This window comes from Streptomyces sp. SCL15-4 (genome assembly GCF_033366695.1).
Lineage (GTDB): Bacteria > Actinomycetota > Actinomycetes > Streptomycetales > Streptomycetaceae > Streptomyces.
In genome coordinates, this window is the sequence record NZ_JAOBTQ010000001.1 from 4,365,603 (window position 1) to 4,380,736 (window position 15,134).

Annotated in this window: 13 protein-coding genes and 1 tRNA gene; 5 read left to right on the forward strand and 9 right to left on the reverse strand. The window is 71.7% G+C overall.

Annotated features, from left to right (window positions below):
- Positions 1–78 precede the first annotated feature (78 nt).
- Both SCK26_RS19080 and SCK26_RS19085 read right to left on the reverse strand, forming a co-directional pair.
- Positions 79–1,833, reverse strand: a complete 1,755-nt coding sequence (locus SCK26_RS19080; RefSeq protein ID WP_318202513.1) for an SDR family oxidoreductase — start codon at positions 1,831–1,833, stop codon at positions 79–81.
- A complete protein-coding gene (locus tag SCK26_RS19085) occupies positions 1,830–2,672 on the reverse strand; it encodes a M24 family metallopeptidase (RefSeq protein WP_318202514.1) in 843 nt (280 codons plus the stop codon). The genes SCK26_RS19080 and SCK26_RS19085 overlap by 4 nt, the downstream gene beginning before the upstream one ends.
- A gap of 239 nt (positions 2,673–2,911) precedes the next feature.
- Between SCK26_RS19085 and SCK26_RS19090 the strand changes: the two genes are divergently transcribed.
- From SCK26_RS19090 to SCK26_RS19110, 5 genes are all read left to right on the forward strand, one after another.
- Positions 2,912–3,877, forward strand: coding sequence for an ABC transporter ATP-binding protein (locus SCK26_RS19090; protein WP_318206046.1), 966 nt, complete (start codon positions 2,912–2,914; stop codon positions 3,875–3,877).
- Positions 3,867–4,775, forward strand: a complete 909-nt coding sequence (locus tag SCK26_RS19095; RefSeq protein ID WP_318202515.1) for an ABC transporter permease — start codon at positions 3,867–3,869, stop codon at positions 4,773–4,775. Before SCK26_RS19090 ends, SCK26_RS19095 begins: the two co-directional genes overlap by 11 nt.
- On the forward strand, positions 4,772–5,683 hold the full coding sequence (locus SCK26_RS19100) for an ABC transporter ATP-binding protein (RefSeq protein WP_318202516.1): 912 nt from the start codon (positions 4,772–4,774) through the stop codon (positions 5,681–5,683). The genes SCK26_RS19095 and SCK26_RS19100 overlap by 4 nt, the downstream gene beginning before the upstream one ends.
- 10 nt (positions 5,684–5,693) lie before the next feature.
- Positions 5,694–6,413, forward strand: coding sequence for an ABC transporter permease (locus SCK26_RS19105; protein ID WP_318202517.1), 720 nt, complete (start codon positions 5,694–5,696; stop codon positions 6,411–6,413).
- 288 nt (positions 6,414–6,701) lie between these two features.
- Positions 6,702–6,788 (forward strand) — tRNA-Ser (locus SCK26_RS19110).
- 160 nt (positions 6,789–6,948) lie between these two features.
- Here SCK26_RS19110 and SCK26_RS19115 read toward each other — a convergent pair.
- From SCK26_RS19115 to SCK26_RS19145, 7 genes are all read right to left on the reverse strand, one after another.
- Positions 6,949–7,746, reverse strand: coding sequence for an HAD family hydrolase (locus SCK26_RS19115; RefSeq protein ID WP_318202518.1), 798 nt, complete (start codon positions 7,744–7,746; stop codon positions 6,949–6,951).
- Positions 7,743–9,020, reverse strand: a complete 1,278-nt coding sequence (serS, locus tag SCK26_RS19120; RefSeq protein WP_318202519.1) for a serine--tRNA ligase — start codon at positions 9,018–9,020, stop codon at positions 7,743–7,745. Before serS ends, SCK26_RS19115 begins: the two co-directional genes overlap by 4 nt.
- Before the next feature lie 552 nt (positions 9,021–9,572).
- A complete protein-coding gene (gene pheA, locus SCK26_RS19125) occupies positions 9,573–10,505 on the reverse strand; it encodes a prephenate dehydratase (RefSeq protein ID WP_318202520.1) in 933 nt (310 codons plus the stop codon).
- Positions 10,506–10,605: 100 nt separating this feature from the next.
- Entirely contained in the window at positions 10,606–11,886 is a 1,281-nt protein-coding gene (efeB, locus tag SCK26_RS19130; RefSeq protein ID WP_318202521.1) for an iron uptake transporter deferrochelatase/peroxidase subunit, read from the reverse strand.
- Positions 11,887–11,894: 8 nt separating this feature from the next.
- Complete coding sequence (locus tag SCK26_RS19135; protein ID WP_318202522.1) at positions 11,895–13,928, reverse strand: copper resistance protein CopC; 2,034 nt, start codon at positions 13,926–13,928, stop codon at positions 11,895–11,897.
- Positions 13,929–13,941: 13 nt separating this feature from the next.
- Positions 13,942–14,406, reverse strand: coding sequence for a copper chaperone PCu(A)C (locus SCK26_RS19140; RefSeq protein ID WP_318202523.1), 465 nt, complete (start codon positions 14,404–14,406; stop codon positions 13,942–13,944).
- A complete protein-coding gene (locus tag SCK26_RS19145; RefSeq protein WP_318202524.1) occupies positions 14,403–15,059 on the reverse strand; it encodes an SCO family protein in 657 nt (218 codons plus the stop codon). Before SCK26_RS19145 ends, SCK26_RS19140 begins: the two co-directional genes overlap by 4 nt.
- Positions 15,060–15,134: the final 75 nt, after the last annotated feature.

Below are 15,134 nucleotides of genomic sequence, written 5' to 3' on the forward strand. Positions count from 1 at the left end.
GGGTTATCCACAGGCGAAGGAACGAAACTGTGGACAACCGGGGGGTGTGGTGCCCGCGGACACCACGTCCCCTCCTCCTCACAGCCGCGGTTCCAGCCGTGCGATCCGCCGCAGCAGACCCGGTGCGAGACGGGACAGCAGATGGGCGCCCTTGGCCTCCGGGGTCACCGGTGCCACCGGCTTGTCGCGGGCCACCGCGTCCAGGATCGCGTCGGCCACCTTCTCCGGCGGGTAGTTGCGCAGGCCGTACAGGCGGGCGGACCGCTGCCGGCGACGGCGCTGTTCGGCCTCGTCGACACCGGTGAAGCGGGCGGTGGCGGTGATGTTGGTGTTGACGATGCCCGGGCAGACCGCCGTGACACCGATCCCCTTCGGGGCCAGTTCGGCGCGCAGGCACTCGGAGAGCATCAGCACCGCCGCCTTGGAGGTGCTGTAGGCCGGCAGCAGGCGCGAGGGCTGGTAGGCCGCCGCGGAGGCCGTGTTGACGATGTGACCGCCCTGGCCGCGCTCGGCCATGCGGGCACCGAAGAGCCGGCAGCCGTGGATGACGCCCCACAGGTTCACGTCCAGCACCGTGCGCCAGTCGTCGGTCGTCGTGGTGAAGAAGGAGCCCGACAGGCCGATGCCCGCGTTGTTGACCAGCACGTCCAGCACGCCGCGCTCGCGGTGGACCTTCTCCGCGAGCTTCTCCATGGCCTGCTCGTCGGAGACGTCGGCCGGCTCGGCCCATGCCTCGGGCGCGCCGACCAGCCGGCACAGCTCGGCGGTGCGGGCCGCGGACTCGGCGTCGCGGTCGACGGCGATCACCCGCGCGCCGGCCTCCGCGAAGGCGAACGCCGTCGCCCGCCCGATGCCGCTGCCCGCGCCCGTGATCAGCACGAGCTGCCCGGCGAACCGTTCGGCGTGCCGGCCGGTGGGCCGCGGCGCGGGCCGGCCGCCCTCCACGGACGTGACGAACTCCGCGATCCACGCCGACAGCTGATCGGGCCGGGTACGCGGGACCCAGTGCCCGGCGGGCAGCGTGCGCCGGGTCAGCCGGGGCACCCACCGGTCCAGGTCGTCGTACAGCCGCTCCGAAAGGAACGCGTCCTCTTGGGGGGTGATGAGCTGCACGGGCGCGTGGGCGTACGCGTCCGGGCGGGGCCTGCGCAGCCGGGCACGGACGTTGTCCCGGTAGAGCCAGGCGCCGTGGGCCGCGTCCGAGGGGAGGGAGGCGGTCGGGTACTCGCCGGCCGGCACCCCTTCGGCCCGCTCCAGGATCCCCGGCCAGCGCTTGCCGAGCGGCCCGCGCCAGGCCAGCTCCGGCAGGGCCGGGGTGTGCAGCGCATAGACGTACCAGGACTTGGCGCCCTGGCCCAGCAGCTGGCCCACCCGCCGGGGCGTCGGACGCTTCACGCGCGCGTCGATCCAGTGCCCGAAGTGGTCCAGGGACGGGCCGGAGATCGAGGTGAACGAGGCGATGCGGCCCTCCGCGCGGCCGACCGTGACGAACTCCCAGGACTGCACCGAGCCCCAGTCGTGCCCGACGAGGTGCACCGGCCGGTCCGGGCTGACCGCGTCCGCCACGGCCAGGAAGTCGTCGGTGAGCTTGGCGAGCGTGAAGCCGCCGCGCAGGGGCCGCGGCGCCGTGGAGCGGCCGTGGCCCCGGACGTCGTAGAGCACGACGTGGAAGCGGCCGGCCAGCCGGACGGCGACCTCCGACCAGACCTCCTTGCTGTCCGGGTAGCCGTGCACCAGGACGACGGTCGGCTGTGCCGGGTCGCCCAGCTCGGCCACGCACAGCTCGATGCCGCCCGTGCGCACCCGGCGCTCGCGTGCACCCTTCAAGGTCACTTCTCCTCCGCCCAGCGCCGCACGTGCGGCAGATCGTCGTCCAGCCAGAACGCGCTCTCCTCGGCGTCCCGGGAGTCGGTGACCACCAGGATCTCCTCGAACTTCGCGCCCGTGCCCCGGAAACCGAGATGGGGTTCGACCGCCCACAGGCCCGGCCGCGGCGGGTGGTCCGAGAAGCGGTACGGCGACCACAGCGGCGACCAGCCCTCGCGGTGGCCGTGCAGCGCGTCGGAGGCCAGGCCCCTCAGGGACTGGGTGCCGAATCCGAACAGGTGGGGCGACCAGCGCCGCTGCCGTACCCGGTCCACCTTGTGGGCGATCACCCCGAAGGGGTAGGCGCGGTGCCGGTTGGCGTAGCCCTGGCGGACCATGAGCCGGTCCACGTCCTGGTAGATCTCCCGCAGCGGGCGCCGTTCGCGCACCTCGCGCAGGATCAGCTCCCGGTGAGCCTCCAGATCGGCCATCAGCCGGTCCTGCACCGGGTTCACGCCCAGCGAGCCGGAGTAGCCGACGTCCGCCGGACAGCCCTCGTACACCGGCGCCAGGTCCAGGATGAACGGCATCCCCGGCTCCAGGGCGCGGTCGGTGGGAAAGAACTGGAGCGGGACGCGGAAGTTCGTGAAGGCCGTGCGGTCCCCGAACCAGGCGAAGGGCAGATGGAACCAGTCCCGCACCCCGCGCCCGCGCAGCCACTCCCGCTGCATCCGCGCCGCCTCACGCTCGGTCACGCCCGGTTCGAGCCGGGCCGCGACCGCCTCCGCGCATTCGTAGGCCAGGCGCTGCACCCGTTTGAATCCCCGCAGGTCCACGGTGGCTCCGCTGCTCACTGCCGTCGTCATGCCGCCCCGTCCCGTCGAGCGCGCTACGCGTCCGTAACTTGACACAGGCGAATCTGGCACTTGTTAGAGGCAGCGTCAATAGGCGGGATCAAGGGCTGTGGACACGGCCCTCCGCCGCGCCCGGCCCTGCCCCTGGGTGGGAAACCCTTAGGGCCCCGTAATACCTGGGGCGGACGGCGAAACGGCTCTGAGGTCTGACGACGGACGTGGTCCGGATCACTACCGTCATAGGCGTGACTGTGATCGCGACCGAAAGCCTGAGCAAGCGGTTCCCCCGGGTGACCGCGCTCGACCGGCTGTCCGTGGACATCGGGCCCGGTGTGACCGGACTCGTCGGGGCCAATGGCGCCGGCAAGTCCACCCTGATCAAGATCCTGCTGGGGCTGTCCCCCGCCACGGAGGGCCGGGCCGAGGTGCTCGGCCTCGACGTCGCCGCCAAGGGCGCCGCCATCCGCGAGCGCGTGGGATACATGCCGGAGCACGACTGCCTGCCGCCGGACGTCTCGGCCACCGAGTTCGTCGTCCACATGGCCCGCATGTCCGGCCTGCCGCCCGCCGCCGCGCGCGAACGCACCGCCGACACCCTGCGCCACGTGGGGCTGTACGAGGAGCGCTACCGCCCCATCGGCGGCTACTCGACCGGCATGAAGCAGCGCGTGAAGCTCGCCCAGGCCCTGGTGCACGACCCGCAGCTGGTCTTCCTGGACGAGCCGACCAACGGCCTCGACCCGGTCGGCCGCGACGAGATGCTCGGCCTGATCCGCCGCATCCACACCGACTTCGGCATCTCGGTCCTGGTCACCTCGCACCTGCTCGGCGAGCTGGAGCGCACCTGCGACCACGTCGTCGTCATCGACGGCGGCAAACTGCTGCGCTCCAGCTCCACCACCGACTTCACCCAGACCACGACCACCCTCGCGATCGAGGTCACCGACAGCGACGCCCACCCCGACGGCACCCGCGCGGTCCGCGAGGCGCTGCACGGGCACGGCGTGGAGACCCACGCGGAGGCCGGCGGGCTGCCCGGCGCCGGACACATCCTGCTGCTGACCGCCACCGGCGAGGAGACGTACGACCTGGTCCGGGACGTGGTCGCCGGACTCGGCCTCGGCCTGGTGCGCATGGAACAGCGCCGGCACCACATCTCCGAGGTGTTCACCAGCAGCGACGAACAGCAGAAGGAGGCGGTCGGCCATGGCGGTTGAGCATCCCCTGGCAACGCCCACCGGCGACCAGAGCCGCATCCACGACATCGGCTACCGCGGCTACGACGGCCCCCGCCTCGGCCGCTCCTACGCCCGCCGCTCGCTGTACTCGCAGTCCCTGCGCGGCGCCTACGGCCTCGGCCGCTCGGTGAAGTCCAAGGTGCTGCCGATGCTGCTGTTCGCGGTGATGTGCGTGCCGGCCGCCATCATGGTGGCCGTCGCCGTCGTCACCAAGGCACACGAACTGCCGGTGTCCTACACCCGGTACGCGATCGTCACGCAGGCCGTGATCAGTCTGTACGTCGCCTCGCAGGCACCCCAGGCGGTCTCCCGCGACCTGCGCTTCAAGACCGTGCCGCTGTACTTCTCGCGGCCCATCGAGACCGCCGACTACGTCCGCGCCAAGTTCGCGGCGCTCGCCTCCGCGCTGTTCGTGCTCACCGGCGCACCACTGCTGGTGATGTACGCGGGCGCGCTCCTGTCCAAGATGGGCTTCGCCCACCAGACCAAGGAATTCGCCCAGGGACTGGTCTCCGTGGCTCTCCTCTCGCTGCTCTTCGCCGGCATCGGCCTGGTCATCGCCGCGTTCACCCCGCGTCGTGGCTTCGGCATCGCCGCCGTGATTGCCGTACTGACCATCTCCTACGGCGCGGTCTCCACCCTCCAGGCCATCGCCGACACCCAGGGCAGCAGCACCGCCGTGCCGTGGATCGGGCTGTTCTCGCCGATCACGCTGATCGACGGCGTGCAGTCCGCGTTCCTCGGCGGCACCTCCGCCTACCCCGGCGGCACCGGCCCGTCCGGCGCCCAGGGCGTGGTCCACGTCCTGTTCGTCCTGGGCCTGATCGCCGCCTGCTACGGCATCCTGATCCGCCGCTACCGGAAGGTGGGACTGTGACCACGCTGAACATCGACCACGTCTCCCGTTGGTTCGGCAACGTGGTCGCCGTCAACGACATCACCATGACCATCGGCCCCGGTGTCACCGGACTGCTCGGCCCCAACGGCGCCGGGAAGTCCACACTGATCAACATGATGGGCGGCTTCCTCGCCCCCTCCACCGGCACGGTCACCCTCGACGGCCGGCCGGTGTGGCGCAACGAGTCCATCTACAAGCACATCGGCATCGTCCCCGAGCGGGAGGCGATGTACGACTTCCTCACCGGCCGCGAGTTCGTCGTCGCCAACGCCGAACTGCACGGTCTCGGTGCCAAGGCCGCCCAGCGCGCCCTGGCCACGGTGGAGATGGAGTACGCCCAGGACCGGAAGATCGCCACGTACTCCAAGGGCATGCGGCAGCGCGTGAAGATGGCGAGTGCCCTGGTGCACGACCCGTCGCTGCTCCTGCTGGACGAGCCGTTCAACGGCATGGACCCGCGCCAGCGCATGCAGCTGATGGACCTGCTGCGCAGGATGGGCGACGAGGGCCGCACGGTGCTGTTCTCCTCGCACATCCTCGAAGAGGTCGAGCAGCTCGCCCGGCACATCGAGGTGGTCGTCGCCGGACGGCACGCGGCCAGCGGCGACTTCCGCCGCATCCGCCGCCTGATGACCGACCGCCCGCACCGCTATCTGGTGCGCTCCAGCGACGACCGCGCCCTCGCGGCCGCGCTGATCGCCGACCCCTCCACGGCCGGCATCGAGGTCGACCACACCGAGGGCGCCCTGCGCATCCAGGCCGTCGACTTCGGCCGCTTCACCGTCCTGCTGCCGAAGGTCGCCAAGGACCACGGCATCCGGCTGCTCACGGTCTCGCCGTCCGACGAGTCCCTGGAGTCCGTCTTCTCGTATCTGGTCGCGGCGTAGGAGGCCGAAGATGTACGACCCCACCGTCGCCCGACTCACCTACCGAGCCCTGCTCGGCCGTCGCCGGGCCCTCATCCTCGGCGCGCTGCCCCTGTTGCTGATCGTGATCTCCGTGGCCGTGCGCGCCCTGACCGGAGCCGACGACCAGACCGCGTCCGACGTCCTCGGCGGCTTCGCGCTCGCCACCATGGTGCCGATCGTCGGCGTGATCGCGGGCACGGGCGCCATCGGCCCGGAGATCGACGACGGCTCCGTCGTCTATCTGCTGTCCAAGCCGCTGAAGCGGCCCACGATCATCTTCACCAAGCTCATCGTCGCCATCGCCGTGACCATGGTCTTCTCGGCCGTGCCCACCCTGATCGCGGGCCTGATCCTGAACGGCAACGGCCAGCAGGTCGCCGTCGCCTACACGGTCGCCGCGCTGGTCTCCTCCATCGCCTACTCGGCGCTGTTCCTGCTGCTGGGCACGGTCTCCCGGCACGCGGTGGTCTTCGGGCTCGTCTACGCCCTGGTGTGGGAGGCGCTGTTCGGCTCGCTGGTGCCGGGCGCGCGCACGCTGAGCGTCCAGCAGTGGTCGCTGGCCGTGGCCCACAAGGTCGCCGACGGACAGCTGGTGACCTCCGACGTGAGCCTGCCGACGGCCACCGTGCTGCTGGTCGCGGTCACCGTCCTGGCCACCTGGTACGCCGGCCAGAAGCTGCGGTCGCTGACGCTCGCCGGCGAGGAGTGAGGAAGCCCGGTCCCTGTCTGGTACGGCCCGTCTCCACGCGCCTTTTATTCGGTGGCGTCCGATTCGGCGGCGGGGCACAGTGGTCGTGCCCCATCCGCCGGGATCGTCCCGGCGACACGAACCGGGAGTGGAGGCGGGCGATGTCCATGCACGGCAGTACGCCCGGCTCCCGTCAGGGCGGCCCGAGGCCGGCTCCGGAGTAGTCGCCATCTCTCCGTAGAGCCAGGGAACCGCCCGGGGCGGCCGCTTCGAGCACGCGAGCGCCATGCTCGCGTGGGCCGCCCACCCGGAGGATTGGCCGAGTGGCAAGGCACCGGCTTGCTGAGCCGTGGTCGGGTGTGAAAGCCCGCGCACGTTCGATCCGTGCATCCTCCGCGAGACATGGCCACGGGGACCTGGCCGTAACGGGCCGGGCCTCGTCGTCCAGCGCCGGTCCGGTGCGGCCGGTCGCGCCCGCGCGGCGGAACTGCAAGCCGGACACGGTCCCGGCGCCCCCTGGGGGCGCTCCCGCTGGGCGGCGGCGCGAGTGCGGCGGCTACGCCAGCAGGCGTTCCAGGACCACCGCGATGCCGTCCTCCTCGTGGGAGGCCGTGATCTCGTCGGCCACCGCCTTCAGTTCCGCGTGGGCGTTGGCCATGGCCACGCCCCGGGACGCCCAGGCGAACATCGGGATGTCGTTGGGCATGTCGCCGAAGGCGATCGTGTCGGCCGCCTTCAGGCCCAGCCGACGGGCCGCGAGCGACAGGCCCGTGGCCTTGGACAGGCCGAGCGGAAGCAGTTCGACGACGCCCGCGCCCGCCATGGCCACCGTGACGAAGCCGCCGGCCGCCTGCCGGGCCGCCTCCGCCAGCTCGTCGTCGCCGAGCGTCGGATGCTGTATGTAGATCTTGTTCAGCGGCGCCGCCCACAGGTCGGAGACGTCCGTGAACGGGGTGCCGGGCAGCCGGCCCGTGACCGCGTAGCCCGGGCCCACCAGCACCTCGCCGTCCAGGCCGTCCCGGCTGGCCGCCAGGTACAGCGGGCCCACTTCCGCCTCGATCTTGGCCAGGGCCACGCCCGCCAGCTGCCGGTCCAGGGTTACCGAGGTCAGCAGGCGGTGCGCGCCGGCGTCGTACACCTGGGCGCCCTGGCCGCAGACGGCGAGGCCGTCGTAGCCGAGGTCGTCCAGGATGTGCCGGGTCCACGGGACCGCGCGGCCGGTGACGACGATGTGGGCCGCGCCCGCCGCGACGGCCGCGGCGAGCGCGTCACGGGTGCGCTGCGAGATCGACTCGTCGGAGCGCAGCAGCGTTCCGTCGAGATCGGTGGCGATGAGCCCGTAGGGGAAGCTCACCGGGACACCGGCTCCAGCACCTCGCGGCCGCCCAGGTACGGGCGCAGCACCTCGGGGACGCGGACGGAGCCGTCGGCCTGCTGGTGGTTCTCCAGGATCGCCACGATGGTGCGCGGTACGGCGCACAGCGTGCCGTTGAGCGTGGCCAGCGGCTTGACCTGCTTGCCGTCGCGGACCCGGATAGACAGCCGGCGGGACTGGAACTCGGTGCAGTCCGAGGTCGAGGTCAGCTCGCGGTACTTGCCCTGGGTCGGGATCCACGCCTCGCAGTCGAACTTGCGGGCGGCCGAGGAGCCGAGGTCACCGGAGGCGACGTCGATGACGCGGAACGGCAGCTCCAGCGAGGTCAGCCACTGCTTCTCCCACTCCAGCAGGCGCTGGTGCTCGGCCTGGGAGTCCTCGGGCGCGACGTACGAGAACATCTCGACCTTGTCGAACTGGTGCACGCGGAAGATGCCCCGGGTGTCCTTGCCGTGCGAGCCGGCCTCGCGGCGGAAGCACGGGGAGAAGCCCGCGTACCGCAGCGGCAGCCGGTCCGCGTCGATGATCTCGTCCATGTGATAGGCCGCCAGCGCGACCTCGGAGGTGCCGACCAGGTAGAGGTCGTCCTTGTCGAGGTGGTAGACGTCCTGCGCGGCCTGGCCGAGGAAGCCGGTGCCGGCCATGGACTGCGGGCGGACCAGTGCCGGGGTCAGCATCGGGGTGAAACCGGCCGCGGTGGCCTGGGCGATCGCCGCGTTCACCAGGGCCAGCTCCAGCAGGGCGCCGACTCCGGTGAGGAAGTAGAAACGGGAGCCGGAGACCTTGGCGCCGCGCTCGACGTCGATCGCGCCCAGCAGCTGGCCCAGCTCCAGGTGGTCCTTGGGCTCGAAGCCCTCGGCGGCGAAGTCGCGGATCGCGCCGTGCGTCTCCAGCGTGACGAAGTCCTCCTCGCCGCCGACGGGCACGTCGGGGTGGACGAGGTTGCCGAGCCGGAGCAGCAGTTCCTGGGTCTCGGCGTCGGCCGCGTCGCGCTCGGCGTCGGCGGCCTTGACGTCGGCCTTCAACTGCTCGGCGCGCCCCAGCAGCTCGGCCTTCTCCTCGGCGGTGGCCTTGGGGATCAGCTTGCCGAGCTGCTTCTGCTCGGCGCGCAGCTCGTCGAAGCGGACGCCGGAGGACCTGCGCCGCTCGTCGGCAGACAGGAGGGAGTCGACGAGCGCGACGTCCTCTCCACGGGCGCGCTGGGACGCGCGCACACGGTCGGGGTCCTCACGAAGCAGGCGAAGGTCAATCACGAGGGCAAGGCTACCGGTGCCGGGTCGCGGCCCACGAATCACTATTACGGTGAGTTCCCATTCGCGGCCTACGTTCCGTTATGCGGTAATTGCCTGAGGTGTTCCCTCTCTCCCGCCGCAGGTCAAGGCGAAAGTGTCTCACTCCCTGGGACGGAGCAGACCCCGGGCGCCCGGTTGACCCGACTCCCTTGTGGGGAAGGGGATTTGGCGAGCCGGTTGTCCACAGGAATCCACATCCTCCGCAGAGTTATCCACAGGCTGTGTGGAAGATCTGTGGACTCTGGAATTGATCACCGCGGAAAGTCTCGGCGGGCCGAAGAATTCCCGGTCCAAACGCCGTCGACACCCACTTTCGGGTGGAAAACGGTCGCCCCAAAAGATGAACCAAAGGAGACGGGTGGACGAAGGGCGAGTCGGGGAACGGTGGCCGCGGCCAGGCGGCATAGGCCGATTTGTCGACCCTGTGCCTCCGCCCTGTCGACTTGTCCCCAGGTCGAGAAGGGCACCTGTGGATAACTTCTGTGGATAACGTTCGTCAGGCCGTATGACCGGTCAGAACCGGCCGTCCTGGCAGCGCGCCACCCAGTCCGCCGCCGCGATGAACTCCTCGTCCGACGTTCCCGGCGGGGTCGGCCGGGTCTCGCCCGGTGCGACGCCCGCCCGCGGATAGGAACCGAGGAAACGCACCTGGAGGCAGATCCGCCGCAGCCCCGTCAGCGCCTCCGCCATCCGCCGGTCGGCGATATGGCCCTCGGCGTCGATGCAGAAGCAGTAATTGCCGATGCCCGCACCGGTCGGCCGGGACTGGAGCAGCATCAGGTTGATGCCGCGCGAGGCGAACTCGCCGAGCAGATCGCGCAGCGCGCCGGGGTGGTCGTCCCGCTGCCACAGCACCACCGAGGTCTTGTCGGCACCGGTGGGCGCGGCCGGCCGGGCCGGGCGGCCGACCAGCACGAACCGGGTCTGGGCGTTCTCCGCGTCGTGGATCCCGGTCTCCAGCGCCTCCAGGCCGTACCGGGCGGCGGCGAACTCGCCCGCGAAGGCGGCGTCGTAACGGCCCTCCTGGACCAAGCGGGCGGCGTCCGCGTTCGAGGCGGCCGACTCCCAGACCGCGTCCGGGAGGTGGGCGCGCAGCCAGTTGCGCACCTGCGGCTGGGCCGCGGGATGGGCGGAGACCGTCTTGATGTCCGTGAGCTTCGTGCCGGGCCGGACCAGCAGCGCGAAGGTGATCGACAGCAGCACTTCGCGGTAGATCATCAGCGGTTCGCCCGCGACCAGCTCGTCCAGGGTGGTAGTGATGCCGCCCTCGACGGAGTTCTCGATCGGCACGAACGCGGCCTCGGCCTCGCCGGCCCGCACCGCGTCCAGCGCGGACTGCACCGACACGTACGGGATCAGCTCCCGGGTGGCGGCCTCCGGAAGCGTACGCAGGGCGACCTCCGTGAAGGTGCCCTCCGGGCCGAGATAGGCATAGCTCGCTGGCATGGTCCTCACCCTAATGGCCGTAGAGGAGCCTGAGGCGGGTGTCTCAGGAATGCCACTCGACCGGGTGGTTTGAACCCGGTTCCCCCTCAAGCAGCCGTGCTCATCCCTCAAGCAGCCGCTGACCCACGTACTCGCCCTTCGCCGCTCCGCCCGGCACCGCGAACAGGCCGCTCGCCTCGTGCCGGATGAACTGCGACAGCGCGTCGCCCCGGTCGAGCTTGCGCTGCACCGGGACGAAGCCGCGCAGCGGATCGGCCTGCCAGCAGATGAAGAGGAGACCGGCGTCCGGGGTGCCGTCCGCGGCGATGCCGTCGTGGTAGGAGAAGGGACGCCGCAGCATGGCCGCGCCGCCGTTCCGGTCGGGCCGGGTGATCCGGGCGTGCGCGTTGAGCGGGACCAGGTAGTCGCCCTTGGTGTCGGCCTTCTCCAGGTCCATCGGGGTCGTCTCGTCGCCGCCGGACAGCGGTGCCCCGTTGTCCTTGCGGCGCCCGATGACCTGTTCCTGGGCCGTGGTCGACAGCTTCTCCCAGTCGTCCAGGAGCATGCGGATGCGGCGGACGACGGCATAGGAGCCGTTCGCCATCCACGCCGGCTCGCCCGGAGCGGGTACGAAGATCCGCTTTTCGAAGTCGGCGTCGGACGGCTTCGGATTGCCGGTGCCGTCGAGCTGGCCCATGAGGTTGCGGGCCGTCATGGGGTGGGCGGTGGCGCCGGGGCTGCGGTTGAAGCCGTTCATCTGCCAGCGGATCCGCGCGGCCGACCCCGCGTCCTTCTGGACGGCGCGCAGGGCGTGGAAAGCGACCAGGGCGTCGTCCGCGCCGATCTGCACCCACAAATCGCCGTCGCTGCGGGCCTTGTCGAGCCGGTCGGAGGAGAAGTCCGGGAGCGGGTCCAGCGCGGCCGGCCGCTGCTTCTCCAGCCCGGTCCTGGCGAAGAAGCTGTGCCCGAAGCCGAAGGTGACGGTCAGCGAGGACGGCCCCGCGTCCCGGGCCACATCGGTGTCGTCGTGCGGCGCGGGTTCGCCCGCCATCAGCCGCTCGGCGGTCGCCGACCAGCGGCGCAGCAGGGCCGCCGCCTCCTTGCGGCCCGCGCCCGCCACCAGGTCGAAGGCGACGAGATGGCCGCGCGCCTGGAGGCCCTCGGTGATGCCAGGCTGATGTTTCCCGTGAAACATCGCCCGGCCGGAGCCCAGCGCGGTCAGCGGGGCGGCCCCGGCGGGCGCGGCGGCATATCCCACGGCGCCGCCGGCCGCGCCGAGCACGAGCCCGGTGGCGCCGGCGGTGCCGAGCAGGGCGCGCCGGGAGACGCCGCACGCGCGGGTCCCGGGCTCCGCCGCCGGCGCGTCGGAGGTACGGACCTGGGAGAGGGACTGGTCGGGCATGGTGTGGTTCAGCCGATCTGCGCGTTCTTGGAGACGGTCGCCTGGTCGATGTCGGAGGTGCGGACCGTGACGGCGACCCTCCAGTCGCCGGCCATGGGGAGCTGCACTCCGCTCGCCGACCAGTGGCCGGTGGTGATGTGGTCGGGGTTCACGGGGAGCGGGCCGATCTTCTTCGCCTCCAGGGTGAAGGAGACCTTCACCTCCGGGACGTCGAAGGCCCGGCCGTTGGGCCGCTGGACGTAGACGTGCATCTCGTTGCCGCCCGTGCGCGCGGGGTCGAGGTCGACGCGGACGACGCCCTTGCCGTCGGTGCCGCCGGTGTCGAACGGCATGTCCAGGGTGAGCGCGCCGGAGGCCGTGGAGGTGTTGGAGCCGGCCGGGGAGGAGGTGGCCGCCTTGGCTTCCTGCTCGGTGCGGCCCGGTTCGGTCTGGGTCAGCGCGGTGGTGACGGCGAGCAGTACGAGCGCGACACCGGCCTCGGCGAGCACCGAGCGGCGCAGTCCGAAGCGGTTCTCGTCGGCGTCGCGCAGCCGCTTGCGCCGGGCGGCGTCGACGGCCGCGCGCTGCCGGGCGAGCTGGGCGGCCCGCCGTGCGTCACCGGCGCCCCCGCCCGCGCCGCCGCCACCGGTCGTCACGGCGGGGACCTGCTCCTTACGGACCGCTCCGGACCGCCCGGCATCGGCGGCGCGGACCCGTTCGGCCGGGCCCTGCTCGGTGTCGGCCTCGGCGGCGCGGACCCGCTCGGTCCGTCGCCGCCCGGTGTCGGCGGTGGAGACCCGTTCCGTCCGTTCCCGCTCGGTGTCCGCGCCGCGGTCGGTGAGCCTGCCCGTCCACCGCCGGGACAGGCCCGCGATGCCGACCAGCACCGCCACCAGGAGGATCTTGGCCAGCAGCAGCTGCCCGTAACGGGTCTCGGTGAACGCCGACCAGGAGCCGAGCTGACGCCAGGACTGGTAGACACCGGTGCCGACGAGCGCGAGGACGGAGCCGAACGCCATCCGGGAGAAGCGCCGGACGGCGGCGGCCTCGACCGGGTGCTCGGCCGGCGCCCGGTACAGCGCGGTCAGCAGTGCGGCGAGCCCGCCCAGCCAGGCGGCGACGGCCAGCAGATGGACGACGTCCACCGGCATGGCGAGACCCGGCTGGAGCCCGGTGGAGGCGTGCTCGGCCATGGCCCAGCTGGTGGCGAGCCCGGCCGCGACGACCACTCCGCCGACCGCGAGCCCGAAGGTCAGGTCGCGCTTCTCGGTGACGTCCGTACGCCGGGTGTAGGTGCCGAAGAGGACGGCGACGAACAGCGCGGCGGCGGCGAGCAGCAGCAGCCGGGAGACCAGCGCGGCCCCGGTCTTGGTCTGGAGCACCTGGCCGAGCAGATCGAGGTCGAAGACGTCGGCGAACGTCCCGGAGGTGGTGTACGAACCGCGCAGGAGCAGCAGCCACAGGGTGGCCGCGGTCAGTGCGATCCAGCCGCCGACGACCAGCCGCTGCACGGCCCGTGCTCCCGCGCCGCGCTGCCAGCAGGCGAGCACGAAGGCCGCGCCGCCGGCGAGCACGATGAATCCGGCGTACGACGCGTACCGGCCGAACGCGTAGAGCCCGCCCACGACCCCGCCGCCCGCGGCCGGTCCGGCGCCGGTCACGACGGTGGGCGAGGGCGCGCCGACGGAGAAGGTGTAGGCACCGGCGACGGGGTGGCTGTCCGCCGAGACGACCTGGTAGGTGACGGTGTACGTGCCCTTGGCCAGGCCGCTCTCGAGTTTCACGGCGTACGTCGTCCCGCTCACGTTGGCGGGGCCGCCCGTCTGCACCGGCTTGCCGCGGGGATCGAGGACGCGTACGGAGTCGTCGCTCATGGCCACCTTCTCGGAGAAGGTGAGCGACACCTGGGTGGGTGCCTGTCCGGCCACCACCCCCTGCGCGGGGTCGCTGCCGGTCAGCGCCGCGTGGGCGGAGGCGGGTGAGGCCCCCGCCAACAGCGCGCCGGTGACGGCGAGGAGGAGCAGCAGCAGGGTCCGCAGACGGGGAGCGGTGGTCCGGGTCACGGTGGTCCCTCCCTCAGTGGCCGGTCGACGGGGTGTACGTCGCGGGCTTCACCGGCATCTCGACGGTGAGCGGCCCGGACTGGGCGAAAGTGAGCTTCACGGTGACCGTCTGGCCCTGCTTCGGCGCACGCTTCAGCTTCTCGAACATCAGGTGGTTGCCCCCGCTGCGGAACACCAGCCGGCCGTGCGCCGGTATGCCGAAGGAGGACTTCTCCGCCATGGCCCCGCCGGTGGTGCTGTGCATGGTGACCTCGCCGGCGACGTCACTGCTGACCGAGGTCAGCTCGTCGCCGGCCCCGCCGTCGTTGGTGATCGTCAGGAAGCCGGCGGCCATGTCGGCGGAGACGGGCTGCGGCATGTAGGGGGAGCTGACGGACAGGTCCGCCTTGCCGGCGTCCGCGCTCGCGGAGTCCGTGCAGCCGGTGAGGGCCAGGGCGGCGGCGAGCGCGCCCGCGGTCAGGACGGCCGGACGCCTCACGGGTTGGCTCCCTCGACGAGCTTGGGCAGGTCCTTGGCGTAGTCGTCGGCCGTGGCGCTCTCGCCGTAGAGGACGTACCCGGCGTCGGTCTTCGGGGAGAAGGCGACGACCTGCGTGCCGTGCATGGAGACGAGCTTGCCGTTCTCGTCCTTCTTCGTCGGCTCCACGGCGATGCCGAGGGACCGGGCACCGGCCTGGACCTTGGCGAAGTCGCCGGTCAGACCGATGAACTCGGGATCGATGCCCTTGAGCCACTTGCCCAGCTCGGCCGGGGTGTCGCGGCCGGGGTCGGTGGTCACGAACACGACCTTCAGATCGTCCCGTTCGGCCTTGGGCAGGGACTTCTTGGCGACCGCGATGTTGCTCATCGTCGCCGGGCAGATGTCCGGGCAGTGGGTGTAGCCGAAGTAGACGAGGGTCGGGTGGCCCTTGGTCTCCTTGCGGAGGTCGTACTTCTTGCCGTGGGTGTCGGTGAGGACCAGGGCCGGCTTGTCGAACGGCTGGTCGAGGACGGTGGCCGGCTTGTTCGAGTCGGAGCCGCCCGAGACCACGGCGACCGGCGACTCGTCGGCGTCGTTCCCGTTGCCGCAGGCGGAGAGGGTCAGGGTGGCGGCGGCGAGCAGCGCCGCCGCGGCGAACGTCTTCTTGCGCATAGGAAAATGTCCCAGATGTGTGAACTTCGGCGCGCACCGGGGTCGCCCGGCCGTGCGGGGACGGCCCCGCGCGAC